This is a genomic window from Streptomyces subrutilus (assembly GCF_001746425.1).
Classification (GTDB): domain Bacteria; phylum Actinomycetota; class Actinomycetes; order Streptomycetales; family Streptomycetaceae; genus Streptomyces; species Streptomyces subrutilus_A.
Genome location: NZ_MEHK01000001.1, coordinates 1717463 through 1732290, shown reverse-complemented (window position 1 = coordinate 1732290; position 14828 = coordinate 1717463). Strand labels below are relative to the sequence as shown.

13 protein-coding genes are annotated in these 14828 nt (G+C 73.8%); 5 read left to right on the top strand and 8 right to left on the bottom strand.

Annotated elements, in window-relative coordinates; translation table 11 throughout:
* Positions 1–34: 34 nt before the first annotated feature.
* The 4 genes from BGK67_RS08825 to BGK67_RS08810 form a co-directional block, all read right to left on the bottom strand.
* Complete coding sequence (locus tag BGK67_RS08825) at positions 35–1006, bottom strand: pseudouridine synthase (protein WP_069919556.1); 972 nt, start codon at positions 1004–1006, stop codon at positions 35–37.
* 24 nt (positions 1007–1030) lie between these two features.
* A complete protein-coding gene (locus tag BGK67_RS08820) occupies positions 1031–2563 on the bottom strand; it encodes a serine hydrolase (protein ID WP_069919555.1) in 1533 nt (510 codons plus the stop codon).
* A 627-nt stretch (positions 2564–3190) separates the two neighbouring features.
* Positions 3191–4030, bottom strand: a complete 840-nt coding sequence (locus tag BGK67_RS08815) for a siderophore-interacting protein (RefSeq protein WP_069919554.1) — start codon at positions 4028–4030, stop codon at positions 3191–3193.
* A 52-nt stretch (positions 4031–4082) separates the two neighbouring features.
* Positions 4083–4988, bottom strand: coding sequence for a 5'-3' exonuclease (locus tag BGK67_RS08810; RefSeq protein ID WP_069919553.1), 906 nt, complete (start codon positions 4986–4988; stop codon positions 4083–4085).
* Between the two features lie 237 nt (positions 4989–5225).
* Here BGK67_RS08810 and BGK67_RS08805 point away from each other — a divergent pair, with 237 nt between their 5' ends.
* Both BGK67_RS08805 and BGK67_RS08800 read left to right on the top strand, forming a co-directional pair.
* Positions 5226–5822: a helix-turn-helix domain-containing protein gene (locus BGK67_RS08805; RefSeq protein WP_069923721.1), complete on the top strand. Its 597-nt coding sequence runs from the start codon at positions 5226–5228 to the stop codon at positions 5820–5822.
* 5 nt (positions 5823–5827) lie between these two features.
* Positions 5828–6556 carry a helical backbone metal receptor gene (locus BGK67_RS08800; RefSeq protein ID WP_069919552.1) on the top strand — a complete coding sequence of 243 codons (729 nt, stop codon included), beginning with the start codon at positions 5828–5830 and terminating at the stop codon, positions 6554–6556.
* On the opposite strand, the gene BGK67_RS08795 is transcribed toward BGK67_RS08800, so the two are convergent.
* Positions 6553–7677 (bottom strand): TDT family transporter, encoded by a 1125-nt coding sequence (locus BGK67_RS08795; protein WP_079154088.1) that lies wholly within the window; start codon positions 7675–7677, stop codon positions 6553–6555. The genes BGK67_RS08800 and BGK67_RS08795 overlap by 4 nt on opposite strands.
* Before the next feature lie 70 nt (positions 7678–7747).
* Here BGK67_RS08795 and BGK67_RS08790 point away from each other — a divergent pair, with 70 nt between their 5' ends.
* A complete protein-coding gene (locus BGK67_RS08790) occupies positions 7748–8668 on the top strand; it encodes a LysR family transcriptional regulator (protein WP_069919551.1) in 921 nt (306 codons plus the stop codon).
* Positions 8669–8858: 190 nt separating this feature from the next.
* Here BGK67_RS08790 and BGK67_RS08785 read toward each other — a convergent pair whose 3' ends face one another.
* The 3 genes from BGK67_RS08785 to BGK67_RS08775 all read right to left on the bottom strand — a co-directional run bounded on the left by BGK67_RS08785 (position 8859) and on the right by BGK67_RS08775 (position 11954).
* On the bottom strand, positions 8859–9566 hold the full coding sequence (locus BGK67_RS08785; protein WP_069919550.1) for a gamma-glutamyl-gamma-aminobutyrate hydrolase family protein: 708 nt from the start codon (positions 9564–9566) through the stop codon (positions 8859–8861).
* 45 nt (positions 9567–9611) lie between these two features.
* The gene (eat, locus tag BGK67_RS08780) at positions 9612–11090 is read right to left on the bottom strand and encodes an ethanolamine permease (protein ID WP_069919549.1); all 1479 of its coding nucleotides are present in this window, start codon (positions 11088–11090) and stop codon (positions 9612–9614) included.
* Between the two features lie 117 nt (positions 11091–11207).
* Positions 11208–11954: a FadR/GntR family transcriptional regulator gene (locus BGK67_RS08775; protein WP_069919548.1), complete on the bottom strand. Its 747-nt coding sequence runs from the start codon at positions 11952–11954 to the stop codon at positions 11208–11210.
* A gap of 77 nt (positions 11955–12031) precedes the next feature.
* Here BGK67_RS08775 and BGK67_RS08770 point away from each other — a divergent pair, with 77 nt between their 5' ends.
* Positions 12032–13414 carry a glutamine synthetase family protein gene (locus tag BGK67_RS08770; RefSeq protein WP_069919547.1) on the top strand — a complete coding sequence of 461 codons (1383 nt, stop codon included), beginning with the start codon at positions 12032–12034 and terminating at the stop codon, positions 13412–13414.
* Between the two features lie 36 nt (positions 13415–13450).
* Positions 13451–14827, top strand: coding sequence for an aldehyde dehydrogenase family protein (locus BGK67_RS08765; protein ID WP_208948667.1), 1377 nt, complete (start codon positions 13451–13453; stop codon positions 14825–14827).
* The last annotated feature ends 1 nt before the right edge of the window (position 14828 follow it).

The window sequence follows — 14828 nt, the reverse complement described above, 5'->3', positions numbered from 1 at the left end:
GGGCTCGGGCCCGGCCCGGCCGGTACGACACCCCCTAGTCGTCCTTGCCGGGCCCCGTTTCCCAGGCGGCGCGGTCGTGCCAGGCCTGGAGGGTGCGGCCGCTCTCGAAGCGGTGGTCGATGCCGGTGACCGGGTCGGTGAACCCCAGTACGCGGGCCAGCAGTTGCAGCGGCCGGCGGTAGTCGTCCGGCGCCGGGTCGGTGACCCGCGGGTACACCGGGTCGCCCAGGATGGGCAGGCCCAGGCTGTTCATGTGCACGCGCAGCTGGTGGGTGCGGCCGGTGTGCGGGGTCAGCCGGTAGCGGCCCAGCCCGCCGCGGGCTCCGGTGAGTTCCACCAGGGTCTGCGCGTTGGGCTCCCCGCCGGGGACCTCGGCCGCCGCGATGACCCCGCGGGCCTTCTCGATGCGGCTGCGGACCGTGCGGGGGAAGGCCAGCTCGGCGTCGTGGGGCGCCAGCGCCTCGTACTCCTTGTACACGCGGCGCTGCTGGAACAGGAGCTGGTAGGCCCCCCGGTCCTCGGGTCGGACGCTGAACAGCACCAGCCCCGCCGTCAGCCGGTCCAGCCGGTGCGCCGGGCTGAGGGCGGGCAGGTCCAGCTCCGCGCGGAGCCGGGCGAGGGCGGTCTGGGTGACGTGGCTGCCGCGCGGGGTGGTCGCGAGGAAGTGCGGTTTGTCCACGACCAGGAGGTGCGCGTCGCGGTGGACGACACGGACCGCGAAGGGGACGGGAGCCTCGGCCGGCAGGTCGCGGTGGAACCACAGGTAGCCGCCCGGCTCGTACGGGTCCCGCGCGTGCAGGACACGCCCGCCCGGGCCGAGCAGCCGGCCGTCGGCCAGCAGCCGGGCGACGGCCTCGGCGCCCGGGCCGCCCGCGTAGTGCGCGGCGAGGTAGCTGCCGAGGTCCGGCCAGGCGCCGTCCGGATCGGGGGGCAGCCGCAGCCGCACCGGGTCGATGCCGGCGCGCTGGGGCAGCGGAGAAGGGGGTGGCTGGGCTCTGCGTCTCATCGGGGACAGGCTATGCGGACACCCCTACTGCTCGGTGAAGGTGCCCAGGTGGTCGGCATCGAGGTACTCGACGCGGAGCGTGCCGTCGGCGAAGGTCACCCCGGTGCGGCCGACCGCGTTCTCGCCGGCCGTCTCGAAGCTGAAGGTGTCGCCGTCGTAGTGGGTGAGGGGGAAGCGCAGCGGCTTCGGGCCGAGGGACAGGGTGAGCCCGCCCGTGTCGTCGGCGGTCACCGTGGCCTTGCCGTAGTACGGGCTGGTGTAGGTGCCGGTGTACGCGGCGCTGTCCTGGGCCGGCCGGGCGGTGGCGGGCGGGTCCGCGTAGTCGGTGGGGGAGCGGTCCGCCTCCTCCATCTGCGCGTAGAGGGAGCCTGCCAGGCCCAGCCAGTCGGCGGTGGCCTTGCCGTGCTCGGCGAAGTCGAAGAAGTCGAGGGCGACGGCGTCGGCCAGGCCGACGGGCGCGCCGTTGGTCAGGACGACGATGCCGAGCCGCTCCAGGGGGAGCATGGTGACGTTGGTGTTCGCGCCGAGGTCGAAGGCGCCGGAGTGGCTCAGGCGCAGGCGGCCGGCGTCGTCGTAGGAGACGTTCCAGCCGAGGCCGTAGAAGCCGGTGCGGGCCGTGGGGGTCGCGGGCGGCTGCGAGACGATCTCGGGCACGTGCGTGCGGGCCAGGGTGTCGGCGGGGATGATCCGCTTCCCGTCGAGGGTGCCGCCGGCGAGCTGGAGGCGCAGCCAGCGGGACATGTCGCGGGCCGTGGAACTGACCCCGCCGGCCGGGGCCTGGGCGTCCGGGTCGCGGACGAAGCGGGGGCTCCAGGTGCCGTCCGGGTTCCTGACGTGGGTGGCGGCGTGGTCGGGGGAGTTCGAGTACGCGTCGAACTCGGTGCTCGTGCGGGTCATGCCGGCGGGCTTGAAGAGGGTGTCGGCGCTGAGCTTCTGCCAGCTGGTGCCCTTGGCGCGGGCGATGGCCTCGGCGGCGGCGGTGAGGCCGAAGTTGGTGTACGCGTAGCTCGCGCGGAACGGGGTCAGGGGCTCCAGGCGCAGGTGGTCGAGGATGTACGCCTGGTCGTAACCGAGGTCTTCGAGGAGGTCGCCGGCGTGGTCGGGGAGGCCGCTGCGGTGGGAGAACAGGTCGGCGGTGGTGACGTGTCCGGTGACCCAGGGGTCCTTGAGGGAGAACCCGGGGAGCGTCGCGGGGCGGTCCCACTCGTCGGGGCCGGTGAGGGTGCCGGCCACGACGGTGGAGGAGACCGGTTTGGAGAGCGAGGCGATCTGGAAGACGGTGTCGGTGCCGACGGCGGCGCTCTCGCCGGTGCGGCGGACGCCGAAGCCTTTGAGGTGGACGACCTTGTCGTCGTGGACGACGGCCACCGAGACGCCGGGGACGCCGGTGCGGCGCATCATGTCCTGGACCGTGGTGTCCAGGCGGGCCACGGCCTTGGCGACGGCCGCGTCGCCTAGGGCGGGTTGCGGGGCGGGTGGGGGGCTGGGGGCCGATGTCCCTGCGGTGGCCAGCAGGAGGGCGGCCCCCGCCAGGACGGCTGCGCCGAGCGTACGCATGGGGTCATTGTCCCGCCGGGGGCGCGGGTGCGCGCGGGCTGGCGGCGACACAGCCGGGGCTCTGGCCCGGGCCCCCGCGCCTCGAGCGCCGGCGGGGCTGGGTTTGGCTCGGCGCCGCGTGCGCGGGCGTGGGGGGTGTGGCTGTGGCTGTGCAGCCGTGCCTGATGCCGCGGAGGGGTGCTGGTTGGGTGCGGCGCCGTTGCCGGGGGCGCCGCCCCCGGACCCCCGCGCCTCAAACGCCGGCGGGGCTGGATTTGACTCGGCGCCGCGTGCGCGTGCGCGCGGGCGTGTGGGGCGGGGCCGCAGCCGGGCCCCGCGCCTCTAGCGCCGGCGGGGCTGGGTTTGGCTCGGCGCCGCGTGCGCGTGCGCGTGCGCGCGGGCGTGTGGGGCGGGGCTGGGTGTTGGGTGCGGCGCCGTTGCGGGGCTCTGCCCCGGGCCCCCGCGCCTCAAGCGTCGGCGGGGGTGGGTTTGGCTTGGCGGCGCTGCACCCCTGTGTGTCCGCGTCTGGGGTGTGGGCGTTGCGGGGCCGCGCTTGTTGGGTGCGCGGGGTTGGGGGCGGCTCAGCGTTGGCAGCCGCCTGTTCGGAGGGTCGGCCGGGTGGGGGCTGCTGGGCCTCGCCGCAGGCGGTTACGCGGCTGTCGCGTGTTCCTGTTCGGCTTCCACCGCCGCGTTCCAGTCGCGCTTGATCGCGCGCCAGCCCTCGTCCGTCTCGCCCAGGCGCCAGTAGCCGGAGATCGACAGGCGTTCGCGGGCGATGCCGCGTTCCAGGCGGAGGTGGCGGCGGAGGTCCTTCACGAAGCCCGCCTCCCCGTGGACGAAGGCGTGGACGTCCGTGGAGGGGAATTCCAGCGCCATGACCGCCTCCACCAGCGCCTCGCCGATCGGGCGGTCCCCGCGGTGGAGCCAGACCGGGACGACGCCGTCCGGCGTGGCGACCTTCTGCTCGGCCGCCGGGCCCTCGACCTCCACGAAGGCGTGGACCCGCGCACCCGCCGGCATCCGCTCCATCGCCGCCGCGATCGCCGGAAGCGCGCTCTCGTCGCCGACCAGCAGGTGCCAGCCGGCCGCCGGGTCCGGCGCGTAGGCGCCGCCCGGTCCGAGGAACCGTACGACCGCACCCGGCTGGACCCGGGCCGCCCACGGGCCGGCCAGGCCCTCGTCGCCGTGGACGACGAAGTCGAGCGTCAGCTCGCGGTGCGCCGCGTCCCAGTTCCGTACGGTGTACGCGCGCTGCCTCGGCCACTGCGTCCGCGGGAAGTGGGCGCGGATCAGCTCCAGGTCCCACGGCTCGGGGTACGAGACGCCCTGCGGCGGGAAGAGGATCTTGATGTAGTGGTCGGTGAACTCGCCCGCGCCGAACCCGGCCAGCCCGTCACCGCCCAGCACGATCCGCACCATGTGCGGGGTGAGCCGCTCGGTGCGTACGACGACGGAGGTGCCGACGGAACGGGCGCGTCCTTCTGCCACGGTGTCTCCCCTGACTCCCCTGAATCAACTTAGGATAACCTAAGTTAGCACCTCAGGGTCGGAGTGCGCTGCTGAGGCGCGACACGGCTCCACTCAGACCCCACCGACGGGCGAGGGCGTCGACGAGTTCCGGCTGCGCCGGGGCGGCCGGAAGGGCCGGGTCGAACGGCGGGAGCGGGACATCGGCGGCCACCTGGACCACCTTCGGGGCCACTGCCAGATAGGGGCGGGACTCGTCGAGCCGCTTGCGCTGTGCGGGTGTCAGCTTCGACCTCGGGTCGTCGACCGCCGCGATGATCCCGGCGAGCGAGCCGTAGGCGTCGAGGAGCTTCGCCGCCGTCTTCTCCCCGATGCCGGGGACGCCCGGCAGGCCGTCGCTCGGGTCCCCGCGCAGCAGCGCCAGGTCCGCGTACCCGGGGCCGTCCACCCCGTACTTCTCGCGCAACCACGCCTCGTCCGTCACCTGGAGGGTGCCCACGCCCTTGAGGGGGTAGAGCACCCGCCGCTGCCGGGCGTCGTCCACCAGTTGGTACAGGTCCCGGTCGCCGGTGACGATGTCCACCGGGCCGCTCGCGCGGGCGGTGAGAGTGCCGATCACGTCGTCCGCCTCGTAACCGGCCACGCCCACGCGGGCGATGCCGAAGGCGTCCAGCGCCGCCTCGATGATCGGGACCTGCGGGGCCAGGGTGTCGGGGGTCTCCTCCACGTCCGGTCCGGTCTCGGTCTCCACCGCGACCCGGTGGGCCTTGTACGAGGGGATCAGCTCCACCCGCCAGTGCGGCCGCCAGTCCGCGTCCATGCAGGCCACGAGGTCGTCCGGTCGGTGGTCCTGGACCAGCCGGCCGATGAAGTCGAGCAGTCCGCGCACGGCGTTGACCGGAGTGCCGTCGGGGGCCTTCACGGAGTCCGGCACGCCGAAGTAGGCCCGGTAGTAGAGGGAGGCGGTGTCCAGGAGCATCAGGCGTCGTGTCGTCACGCAGACGATGATGCCGCAACGCCGCCGACGGCCCCGCGAGCGCCCACGGACAGTGAGCGATCCGGTACGGGAACACCCGTGCACGCGAAACGGGGGGCGGTTGCTGCGTAAGGTGCTTACAGCACACCGATGTGCGACGGACATGGGGAGGGCAGCCCCGAGATGAACGACAGGGACGGCACGGACGGCCTGGACGACAAGAGCCCCAAGGGCATGGCCATGGACAGGGACAAGGAAAAGGACAAGGACGGCAAGGAGCCGCTCCGGGTGGGCGTCGCCGTACGAAAGCGGCGCCGCGCGCTCCACCTGACCCTGGCGGCCGTGTCGGCGCGCAGCGGGCTGTCGGTCCCGTTCCTGAGCCAGATAGAGAACGAGCGGGCCCGGCCCAGCATGCGGTCCCTGGAACGGGTCGCCGACGCACTGGAGACCACGGCCGTCGAGCTGCTCGCCGCGTCCGACACCGCGCGCACGGTGGACCTCGTACGGGCCGGTGACGAATCCGGGCTCACGCCGGTGCCGGGCGTACGGCCCCTCGTCCGCGGGCATCACCAGCTGCACGCCCTGGAGTTCACCGGGGACCAGGACGCCGGGCGCGAGTACCAGCACCGCAACGACGAGCTGATGTACGTCGTCGCGGGCGCCTGCCAGGTCGAGGCGGAGGGGCGGGCGTACCGGCTGGAGAGCGGCGACGCGCTGTTCCTGTCGGGAGGCGTACGGCACCGCTGGCGGGCCGTCACCGAGGACACCCGGATCCTGGTGGTGGCGGTGGGCGACCACATCCACGCGACCTCCGAGCCGCCGTCCCCGGGGCACTGAGCGGCGTGCGGCGGGTCGTCTCGCTGGTGCCGTCCCTGACCGAGGCGGTGGCCGTGACCGCGCCCGGGCTGCTCGTCGGGGTCACCGACTGGTGCACCCACCCCGCGGACCTCGGGGGCGCGGTGCGGATCGGGGGGACCAAGAACCCCGCGGTACGGCGGATCGCGGAGCTGCGCCCGGACCTGGTGATCGCCAACGAGGAGGAGAACCGGGCCCCGGACCTGGCGGCGCTGCGGGCGGCCGGGCTGGAGGTGCTGGTCACCGAGGTGCGCGAGCTGCCCCAGGCCCTGCGCGAACTGGACCGGCTGCTGGTCGGGGTCTTGGGGCTGGCGAGGCCGGGGTGGCTTTCGGACGCCGAGGCCGCGTGGGCCCGGGTCGAGCCGGCCGCCGAGCGGACGGCCTTCGTGCCGGTGTGGCGGCGGCCGTGGATGGTGCTGGGCCGGAACACCTTCGCGGGCGACCTGCTCGCCCGGCTGGGGGTGCGCAACGTCTACGCGGGGCACCCGGAGCGGTATCCCAGGATTCCGGTGGAGGAGCTCGCGGCCGCGGGCTGCGATCTGGTGGTGCTCCCGGACGAGCCGTACCGCTTCACCGCCCAGGACGGCCCGGAGGCTTTCCCGGGCCTGCCCGCGGCCCTGGTCGGCGGGCGGCACCTGACCTGGTACGGCCCGTCGCTGGCCGAGGCGCCGGGGGTGCTGGCCGGGGCCCTGCGGGAGGCGGGGGTACCGCTCTAGGCGGCGGCGAGGAGGCGGCCGGTGAACAGGCCGCGCAGGGTGTGGGCGGCGGCGAGGAGCCAGGCGGCCAGCAGGGCGAGGAAGAGGGCCGCGGCGAGCCAGGCGAAGGCGGTGAGGCCGGTGTGGCGGGCCAGGCCGGCGGCGCCGGTGACGCAGGTGCCGACGGGGAAGGTCAGGGCCCACCAGGTCATCGTGAAGCCCATGCCGTGGCGGGCGGCCCGTACCAGCATGGCCGTGGCGAGGGCGGTCCACAGCAGGGCGAAGCCCATCACGGGGACCCCGTAGACGACCGCGAAGGCGCCGAGCGCGCCGGCGTAGGGGGCGCCGATCGACTGGGGGGCCATGTCGGCGAGCTGGTTCACGGCGGTGGTGGACTGCCCGAGGGGGCCGAGGACCAGGAAGAGGGGGGGGGTCAGGGCCAGGGGGAGGGGACCGCCCACGATCAGCCGGCCGAAGACCAGGGGGAGCATCAGCAGGGTGGCCAGCAGGCTGATGCCGAACATGGCGTAGCAGGCGAGCAGCATGGCCTCGCGGGGCTGGCCGGCGGGCAGGTGGGGTATCAGCAGCGGGCCGAGGGCGGCCGAGACCATGGGGGCGACCAGGGGGAGCAGCCAGACGGGGGTGGCCTGCGCGGCCTCGACCTTGTGGCGGACCACCATCAGGTAGGGCACCACCACGGCCATGACCAGGCCGATCGCGGTGCCGGCGGTGAACAGCACGGCGTCGACGGCCACGGCGGCGCCGGTGCCGATCAGGTCCTTGCCGACGATGAGGGTGCCGCCGCCGACGGCCAGCAGCGCCATCGAGAGGCAGCCGTAGAAGGGGGCGACGGCGGGGTCGAGGAGATGGGCGCGGGCCTGGTCGCGGTGGTGGAGCCAGTGGCCGGCGCGGGCGGTGAGCAGCACGGCGAGTGCGACGGCGGACAGCGCCCAGACGAGCTGGCAGGCCACGCGCTGGCCGGGGAGCTGGTAGGGCAGGGCGGCGCCGGCGTTGGCCACGATCGCCGTGCCCATGATCGAGGCGTACCAGTTGGGACCGAGCTGCCGCAGGGCCTTGTGGGCCCGCCGGGCGGTCTCGGGGGTGGTGGCGGGGGTGCGGGGTCGCACGAGGGTGGTGGCCATGGATCCAGCGTCGTCGCTGGTGGGAGCGGGGGGCAGAGGCCTTCTCGCTATAGGGTCATAAACTGATGTTATGGGTAATGAGGAGTGGGTGCCGCTGGCGCACCGGGTGCCGGACCTGGGGGCGCTGGAGCTGCTGCTCGCGGTGGCGCGCGTGGGGAGCCTGAGCGGTGCGGCCAGGCGGCTGGGGATCACCCAGCCCGCGGCGAGCAGCCGGATCCGGGCGATGGAGGCGCGGCTCGGGGTGGCCCTGGTGGACCGGTCGCCGCGGGGCTCCACGCTGACGGCGGAGGGCGCGCTGGTCACGGACTGGGCCCGGCGGGTGGTGGAGGCCGCGGAGGCCTTCGACGCGGGGGCGCAGGCGCTGCGGGGGCGGCGGGACTCGCGGCTGCGGGTGGCGGCGAGCATGACGATCGCGGAGTACCTGCTGCCGGGGTGGCTGATCGCCCTGCGCGGGCAGCGGCCCGACACGGCGGTGTCGCTGCACGCCGGGAACTCGGCGGTGGTCGCGGAGCGGGTCCTCGCGCACGAGGCGGACCTCGGCTTCGTGGAGGGGCTGACGGTTCCCGAGGGGCTGGACTCGGCGGTGATCGCGCAGGACCGGCTGGTGGTGGCGGTGGCCCCGGGGCACGCGTGGGCGCGGCGCTCGAAGGGGGTGGAGGTCGCGGAGCTGGCGGCCGCGCCGCTGATCCTGCGGGAGCGGGGGTCGGGTACGCGGCAGGTACTGGACGCCGCGCTGGCGGGGTGTGGGGGGCTGGCCGCGCCGCTGCTGGAACTGGCGTCGACCACCGCGGTCAAGGCGGCGGCGCTGAGCGGGGCCGGGCCGTGTGTCCTGTCGGAGCTGGCGGTGGGGGACGAGCTGGCGGCGCGGAGGCTGGTGGAGGTGCCGGTGGCGGGCGCCGCGCTGGGGCGTGCCTTGCGGGCCGTCTGGCCCGCGGGGGCGAGGCCTGCGGGGCCGGCCCGGGACCTGCTGTCCCTGACCCGCCGGAACTAGGCCGCCGGGGCATTGAGCCCGCCCCGGGCCCCGCGCCTCAAACGCCGGCGGGGCTGGAGTCGCGCTCGGCGCGGGCGCGGTTTCGGGGGACGGCCATAGCCGGCCCCACCGGCGTTTGAGGCGCGGGGCCCGGGGCGGAGCCCCGATCTTTGAGGCGCGCTTGGCAGGCGGCGCCCACCCCGGGCAGGGGTCAGGGCACCGGGATGGCGGTGTGGGATGCGGCGGCTGCTACCAGGGCGGACATGACGCGGGTGTCCTTGTCGCGTTCGGGGTGCCACTGCACGCCGAGGACCCAGCGGGCCGGGTCGGGGAGTTCGATGGCCTCCACCGTGCCGTCGGCCGCGTGGGCCGAGGCGATCAGGCCGCGGCCCAGGCGGTCGACGGCCTGGTGGTGGTAGGTCGGGACCTCCGCCTCCTCCGGGACCAGGGCCGCGTACCGGGTCCCCGGGACCGGGCGGACCGGGTGCCAGGACATGGCGCCCGGAGTGTCGAAGTGGCCGTCGAGGTGCTGGACGAGCGTGCCGCCCAGGGCGACGTTGAGGGCCTGCATGCCCCGGCAGACGCCGAGGACGGGCAGGTCCGCGTCCAGCGCGGCCGCGATCAGGGCCAGCTCCCAGTGGTCGCGCACCGTCGCGGGCGGGCCCGTACGCGGGTCGCGGGCGGCCCCGTAATGGACCGGGTCCACGTCGGGGCCGCCCGCGACGACCAGGCCGTCCACCCGGCTCAGCACCTCCGCCGCCGCCCCCGGCTCGTCCGGCGGCAGCAGCACGGCCGCGCCGCCCGCCGCCTGGACGAGTTCGTAGTACCCCGCGGGGACCAGGGACGTCGGGAGGTCCCACACCCCGTAGCGGGTGGAGTCCTCGATGTAGGTGGTGATGCCGATGAGCGGCCGTGGCACGGGCTACCTCCGGAAGGCGGTGCGGGACGGGCGGGGCGGCAGGAGTCAGTCGCGGGTCAGTTCCGCCTCGGCCTGCGCCAGCGCCGCGAACTCCTCCTCGGGAGCCGAGGCTACGAGGTGGTGCCGACTGTAGAGCGCGAAATAGGCCAGGGCGACGGCGTACACGGCCAGCGCGATGAAGGCGGCGTCCTTGTCCACCAGGAAGGTGGCGACCAGGGCCGAGAGGGCGAGCGCGAAGGCCACCGAGGAGGTCAGGACGCCGCCCGGAGTGCGGTACGGCCGCTCCAAGGCCGGCTCCCGGCGGCGCAGCACGATGTGCGAGAGGGCCATCAGGGCGTAGGAGATGGTCGCGCCGAACACCGCGATGTTGAGCATGCGGGCGCCGTTGCCGGTGGCCGCGGCGAGGGCGAAGCCGATCGCGCCGGGGATGATCAGGCCCAGGTAGGGGGCCTTGCGCTGCGAGGTGAGCGAGAGGAAGCGCGGCAGGTAGCCGGCCCGGGAGAGGGCGAAGAGCTGGCGGGAGCCCGCGTAGATCAGGGAGAAGAAGGAGGCCACCAGCCCGGCCAGGCCCGCGTAGTTGACGAAGCGGCTCAGCGCGGTCGGGCCGCCGTCCCCCTCCAGCGCCACGACCAGCGGGTTGCCCGCCGACTTGACGGCGTCCGCGCCCTGCGCGCCGGTCGCCGCGAAGAAGGTGACCAGGGCCAGCAGGGCGAGGATGCCCATGGAGATCGCCAGCGCCTTCGGCATGGAGCGGACCGGGTCCTTGGCCTCCTCGGCGGCCAGCGGTACGCCCTCCACGCCCAGGAAGAACCACATGCCGAAGGGGAACGCGGCCCAGATGCCCAGCAGCCCCATCGGCAGCCAGGAGTTCGAGCCGAAGGCGCTCGCGTCGACCGGGATGTCGTCCAGGCCGGAGGCGTCGAACTCGGTGAGGGCTCCCACCGCGAAGATCAGCAGCGCGGCGACGGCGATCGCGGTCACGACCAGGCTGAAGCGCAGCGCCTCGCCGACGCCCCACAGGTGGACCCCGACGAAGACGACGAAGCAGCCGAGGTAGACGGGCCAGCTGGAGGTGAGGCCGAAGAGGCCGAGGGACTCGACGTAGTCGCCGATGAAGATGACGATCGCGGCCGGGGCCAGGATGTACTCGATCAGGATGGCGGTACCGGTGAGGAAGCCGCCCCAGGGGCCGAGGGCGCGGCGGGCGAATCCGTACCCGCCGCCCGCCGTGGGCAGGATGGTGGAGAGCTCCGCCAGGGAGAAGACCAGGCACGCGTACATCGCGCCCATCAGGACGGTGGCGATGGCGAGACCGCCGAAGCCGCCCTTGTCGAGGCCGACGTTCCAGCCGGAGAAGTCGCCGGAGACCACGTACGCGACGCCGAGACCGGTCAGCAGCAGCCAGCCGGCGCTGCCCCGGCGCAGCGTGCGGCGTTCCAGGTAGTCGTCGTGGCTGCCGCCGCCCTTGGGGGACGGGGTGGGTGCGGGTACGGCGCTCAGCCGTGCCTCGATGTCGTCGGCCATCGTGCGCTCCTGCCTCAGGGCAATGGTTGTGGCCCGTACCTTTGCCGCAGTGCGGTGGAGAGCGCAAGACCTCTGCGTTAAACGGAAGTTACGAATCGCTCCCGGGGGGTCGGGCGGTCACGCCAGGAAGCCCCGCAGCAGCGCCGCCGTGCCGCAGCAGTGCTCGCGCATCGTCTCGCGGGCCCCGTCGGCGTCCCCTTCCAGCACGGACTCCACCAGCGCCGTGTGCTGCTGCTGCGAGTGCTCCAGGTTGCGCACCAGCAGCGGGATGCAGTCCAGCAGGTCGTTGACCGTGGCCCGGACGGCGGCGTACTGGGCCGTCAGGGTGGCGGATCCGGCCAGTTCGCACAGGGTCAGGTGGAAGAGGGTGTCCTGGCGCCGGTAGTCGGCGAGGGGGGCGTCGTGGGTGGCGGCCAGGGCGCCGAGCAGCCGTTCGGCGCCCTCCTCGGTCAGCCCCTGCGAGGCGCACAGGCCGGCCGCCCCCACCTCCAGGACCTCGCGGAACCGCAGGGCGTCCTCGATGTCCACGCCCGCGACGCGCCGGCGCAGCTCCTCCTCGGCGCCGCCCGCCGGGGTGTCCGGCCGGGGCAGCACGAACGTCCCGCCGTACCGGCCGCGCCGCGCCTCCACCAGCCCCTGGTCCTGCAGTACCTTCAGGACCTCGCGCAGGGTGACCCGGCTGATCCCCATCCGCTCGGCCAACTCGCGCTCGGGCGGCAACCGTTCGCCGCCCGGCACCAGGCCCAGCCGGACCACCTGGAGGATCTGCTCCAGCGCCTCCTCGAACCCGTTGCCCGCCCGCACCTGTCGCAGCACGGGATTCAGCCGCGCGATCGCGCCACCCTCGCTCGCCGTGTCGGTCATCTTGGCCCCTCCCCTTCCCAAGCAATGGTTCTATTCAATACCTTAGGCGTCCTCGGCTCACCGAAGGAGAGATTCCCGTGGTAGACCGCAAGCCGCCGCTGGCGATCGAGGAGCTGCGCTCCCTGGTCGCCGGCGGCGAGATCGACACAGTCGTCCTGGCCTTCCCCGACATGCAGGGACGCCTCCAGGGCAAGCGGTTCGCCGCACAGTTCTTCCTCGACGAGGTCCTCGCGCACGGCACCGAGGGCTGCAACTACCTCCTCGCCGTCGACACCGACATGAACACCGTCGACGGGTACGAGATGTCCTCCTGGGACCGGGGCTACGGCGACTTCGCCATGCACCCCGACCACGCCACCCTGCGCCGCCTCCCCTGGAACCCCGGCAGTGCCTTCCTCCTCGCCGACCTCGCCTGGAACGACGGCACTCCGGTCGTCGCCGCCCCCCGGCAGATCCTGCGCCGCCAGCTCGAACGCCTGGCCGAGCACGGCTACGCCGCGATGGTCGGCACCGAGCTGGAGTTCATGGTCTTCCAGGACACCTACGAACAGGCCTGGAACGCCAACTACCGCGGCCTGACCCCCGCCAACCAGTACAACATCGACTACTCCGTCCTCGGCACCGGCCGCATCGAACCCCTGCTGCGCCGCATCCGCAACGAGATGCAGGCCGCGGGCCTGACCGTGGAGTCGGCGAAGGGGGAGTGCAACCTCGGCCAGCACGAGATCGCCTTCCGCTACGACGAGGCGCTGACCACCTGCGACCAGCACGCCGTCTACAAGACCGGCGCGAAGGAGATCGCGGCCCAGGAGGGCGTCTCGCTCACCTTCATGGCCAAGTACGACGAGCGCGAGGGCAACTCCTGCCACATCCACCTCTCCCTGGCCGACGCCGACGGGCGCAACGCGATGGCCGCCGGTGACCGGGACGCCGACGACCAGGGACTCGGCATGTCTCCGGTCATGCGGCACTTCCTGGCCGGCCAGCTCGCCGCGCTGCGCGACTTCTCCCTTCTCTACGCCCCGAACATCAACTCGTACAAGCGTTTCCGGCCGGGATCCTTCGCGCCGACCGCCGTCGCCTGGGGCGTGGACAACCGGACCTGCGCCCTGCGCGTCGTCGGGCACGGCCGCTCCATGCGCTTCGAGAACCGGCTGCCCGGCGGCGACGTCAACCCCTACCTCGCCGTCGCGGGCCTGGTCGCGGCCGGGATCCACGGCATCGAGCACGGCCTCGAACTGCCCGACGTGTGCCGGGGGAACGCCTACACCGCCGACTACGCACACGTCCCGGCGACCCTGCGCGAGGCCGCCGAGCTCTGGGAGAACAGCGAGATCGCCAAGGCCGCCTTCGGCCCCGAGGTCGTCGCCCACTACCGGAACATGGCCCGCGTGGAACTCGACGCCTACGACTCCGCGGTCACCGACTGGGAGCTGCGCCGCTCCTTCGAACGCCTGTAACCCCACCGAACCGACCGAACGTCTGTGAGGCACCACGTGTCCGATCCGCTGGCCCTCCCTCTTGAGGTGCTGAACCCGGCCACCGAGGAAATCGTCGCCATCGTCCCGGCCGCCACACGGGACGATGTCGATGCCGCCGTCGCCAGAGCCGCCGCCGCGCAGCGCGGCTGGGCGGCGGCCGCCCCCGCCGACCGGGCCCGGGTCCTGCGCCGCTTCGCCGCCGTCGTCGACGGCCACATCGAGGAACTGGCCCGGCTGGAGGTCCGCGAAGCCGGGCACACCATCGGCAACGCCCGCTGGGAGGCCGGCAACGTACGCGACCTGCTCGACTTCGCCGCGGGGGGAGTGGAACGGCTCTCCGGACGCCAGATCCCCGTCGCCGGCGGCATCGACGTCACCTTCCTCGAACCCCTCGGCGTCATCGGCGTGATCGCCCCCTGGAACTTCCCCCTGCCGATCGCCGCCTGGGGACTTGCCCCCGCCCTCGCCGCGGGCAACGCCGTGATCCTCAAGCCCGCCGAGACCACCCCCCTCACCGCGCTGCGCCTCGCCGAACTCGCCCTCGAAGCCGGGATCCCCGAGCACCTCTTCCAGGTGCTCCCCGGCCACGGGGCGGTCACGGGCGACGCACTCGTCGAGCACCCCGGCGTCGCCAAGATCGTCTTCACCGGCTCCACCCGCGTCGGCAAGCGGATCATGGCCAAGTGCGCCGACCGGGTGAAGCGCGTCACGCTCGAACTCGGCGGCAAGAGCCCCAACATCGTCTTCGCCGACGCCGACCTGGAAGCCGCCGCGGCCGCCGCGCCGATGTCCTTCCTCGACAACACCGGCCAGGACTGCTGCGCCCGCACCCGGATCCTCGTCCAGCGCTCCGTCTACGACCGCTTCCTGGAGCTCGTCGCCCCCGGCATCGAATCCGTGGCCGTCGGCGACCCCCTCGACGAGAAGACCCAGATGGGCCCGCTCATCTCCCGCACCCAGCTGGAGCGCGTACGGTCCTACGTCACCGCGGACCTGGCCGCGATCCGCGGCAAGGCCCCCGAAGGCCCCGGCTTCTGGTACCCGCCGACCCTCGTCACGGACGTCGCCCCCACCGCGCCCGTCGCCGCCGAGGAGGTCTTCGGCCCCGTCGCCGTCGTCCTGCCCTTCGAGGACGAGGAGGACGCCGTACGCCTGGCCAACGCGACCGAGTACGGCCTCTCCGGCTCCCTCTGGACCCGCGACATCGGCCGCGCGCTGCGCGTGTCGCGCGCCGTCGCCGCCGGCAACCTGTCCGTCAACTCCCACAGCAGCGTCCGCTACTGGACCCCCTTCGGCGGCTACAAGCAGTCCGGCCTCGGCCGGGAGCTCGGCCCCGACGCCCTCACCGCTTTCACCGAGACCAAGAACGTCTTCATCAGCACGGAGGCCTGAA